At 36.8% G+C, this 2,565-nt stretch carries 3 protein-coding genes; 1 reads left to right on the forward strand and 2 read right to left on the reverse strand.

All coding sequences use genetic code 11. From position 1 onward, the window contains the following. Nucleotides 1-113: 113 nt before the first annotated feature. Nucleotides 114-557 (reverse strand): hypothetical protein, encoded by a 444-nt coding sequence (locus ACEO2X_RS13675; RefSeq protein ID WP_371972150.1) that lies wholly within the window; start codon nt 555-557, stop codon nt 114-116. A gap of 255 nt (nt 558-812) precedes the next feature. On the opposite strand from ACEO2X_RS13675, the gene serC reads away from it, so the two are divergent. Continuing rightward, nucleotides 813-1,892, forward strand: coding sequence for a 3-phosphoserine/phosphohydroxythreonine transaminase (serC, locus tag ACEO2X_RS13680; protein WP_371972151.1), 1,080 nt, complete (start codon nt 813-815; stop codon nt 1,890-1,892). Nucleotides 1,893-1,987: 95 nt separating this feature from the next. Here the strand turns inward: serC and ACEO2X_RS13685 are convergent, their stop codons facing one another. Then, on the reverse strand, nt 1,988-2,128 hold the full coding sequence (locus ACEO2X_RS13685; protein ID WP_004971840.1) for a hypothetical protein: 141 nt from the start codon (nt 2,126-2,128) through the stop codon (nt 1,988-1,990). Nucleotides 2,129-2,565: the final 437 nt, after the last annotated feature.

Below are 2,565 nucleotides of genomic sequence, written 5' to 3' on the forward strand. Positions count from 1 at the left end.
GGCTAAAACTTTCTCAGATTGCGTTATGAAACTTAGCAATAATCTCGCTATTCCTTGCGTTTCATGCCTGATCTGCTCAGTTTTAGCCTACAGCGCAAGCCATTTATGAAATGTCAACAGACCCTAGTCGTTATATCTGAAATAGTGTCCGGACCTATACCATCTGCAACTAATATTAATTCTTCAAGATCTTCTAATAAGCCTGTCTGAGCTGCCTGAGAAGACTTTAAGCATGTGAGTATATATTCAACTTTAATATCGTGTGATCCTTTGCCATTTACTCCTTCTTTAGTTGCACCAATGCCAGTATATTTGGGCTCAGGAAAATGGGAGCATAATTTTCTTGCTTTAATTTCATCTTTTTCTTTAAGAGCTTCCATTAAACATTTCATAAAATTTTGCTGAGTAGTCAGAGCAGACTTGGAATGTATGTTCTCACAACGAGTTAAATAATAACTATCAATGTATAAGCGAGTATCTGTTTCCAGATTAGGGTCAAAGAAGTCAACTTCAAGTAAATTTTTATCTACCTTAGAGTGATTGAGGAATGTTGTCATTGTTTATTTCTCCTTTAATATTTATTTAAAATATCATTTAATTAGGAGTAGCGGGTGGTTTTTTTGATCAATTTGCGACAGATATTGTCGCACACATTTCAACCTCTTTTTTTGATTTAGTAAATTTATCCCTCGAATCTACATTGATTTTTTGACTCTATCTTGGCTCATAGATTGAAATAATTTTGTGCAAGACCCTGCCAGATATGGTTAAATGCCATCATTTTATTGTGTTTCACTCTGAAAGGAAAAATCATGCGCGCGTACAACTTCTGTGCTGGTCCTGCAGCATTACCGACTGCCGTACTTGAAAAAGCTCAAGCTGAAATGCTTGACTGGCATGGCAAAGGTCTTTCGATCATGGAAATGAGCCACCGTAGTGCCGACTATGTTGCCATGGCTGAAAAAGCGGAAGCAGACCTGCGCAAACTCATGAATATTCCTGAGAACTACAAAGTATTGTTCTTGCAGGGTGGTGCATCGCTACAATTCTCTGCGATTCCATTGAATTTGTTGGGTAAAAACAACAAGGCAGATTATATCCACACGGGTATTTGGTCTGAAAAAGCCTTAAAAGAAGCGCAGCGCTATGGCGATATTCATGTCGTTGAAGCGGGTATTCAGATTGAAGGTAAGCATGCCATTAGCGAACAAAGCCAATGGAACTTATCTGCCGATGCTGCCTATGTGCATTATGCAGATAACGAAACAATTGGTGGTTTGCAGTTTGTCAATATTCCAGAAACAGACAAACCGTTGGTATGTGATTTCTCATCAAGCATTTTATCTGCACCTTTAGATGTATCTAAATTTGGTCTGATTTATGCAGGTGCGCAAAAAAATATTGGCCCAGCAGGCTTAACCATTGTGATTGTACGTGAAGATTTGCTTGATCAAGCCAAGCCTGAAATTCCAAGCATTTTGAAATATTCAGCACAGGCAAAAAATGATTCCATGGTGAATACACCTGCAACTTATGCATGGTATTTGTCTGGTTTAGTGTTTGAGTGGTTATTGCAAAACGGTGGTGTAGATGCGATTCATCAAGCTAACCTAGAAAAAGCGAAATTATTATACGGTTATATCGATTCAAGCGATTTCTACGCGAATCCAATTTATAGCGCAAACCGTTCAATTATGAACGTTCCGTTTACTTTGGCTGATGCCGCACTGGAAAAACAATTCTTGCAAGAAGCTGAAGAAAACCGTTTGTTGAACTTGGCAGGTCACCGTTCTGTAGGTGGTATGCGCGCAAGTATTTATAATGCAGTGCCATTAGATGGCGTACAAGCTTTGGTTAACTTTATGGATGACTTTGCAAAACGTCACGGTTAATTGATAGTAGTAAAAAGCAAAAACCCAGCTGAATTAGCTGGGTTTTTTTTATAGAAATAGGTGAAAAGTCATAGAGGCTTGTTGATGAGTGAAACTCAGAACACAAAATAGTGTAAGCCGTAGGCGGAGAGCAGCATGCCTAATGCAAAAAATAGGCAAGACATTGGGTCGAGCTGATAGCGTTGCTCAAGTTGATGTTCTACATGCTGTAAGTTTTCTTCTTGCACGATTTTCATAGATATTATTTTCCGATGATCTATTTATCGTTAAATATTTAAATACGGCTATATTTTTAGCATAAAAAATTGATTAAATAAAGTACTAATTTTATTTTAAATATAATATCTGCCAATAATGAATTAATTCTGTGTTGATTTTTAAAATCCGCACCACTCAAGGCTTTCAGATTATCTACGGTGCTTGGTGCAGATGTTTGGGTTTTAAAATAACTTATCCACATATTCGATTTAAAATATGGCTGATTTTGAATTTATAATAAATTTAAAGCTGTGGATAACTGCGTTTTTTTGAATTTAAAATGCTTAAATAACCCGAATTACGGATAAGAAAAGCCCTTGAAAAAAAGGTAGTTAGAGCCATTTAGAAAGTTACGACACAACCCAAAGGCTCTAACTACCATGTACGATTTTACAGAAATTTTTTGTATTGTTGA

The sequence above is a fragment of the Acinetobacter sp. AL9 genome (genome assembly GCF_041464035.1).
GTDB lineage: Bacteria > Pseudomonadota > Gammaproteobacteria > Pseudomonadales > Moraxellaceae > Acinetobacter > Acinetobacter towneri.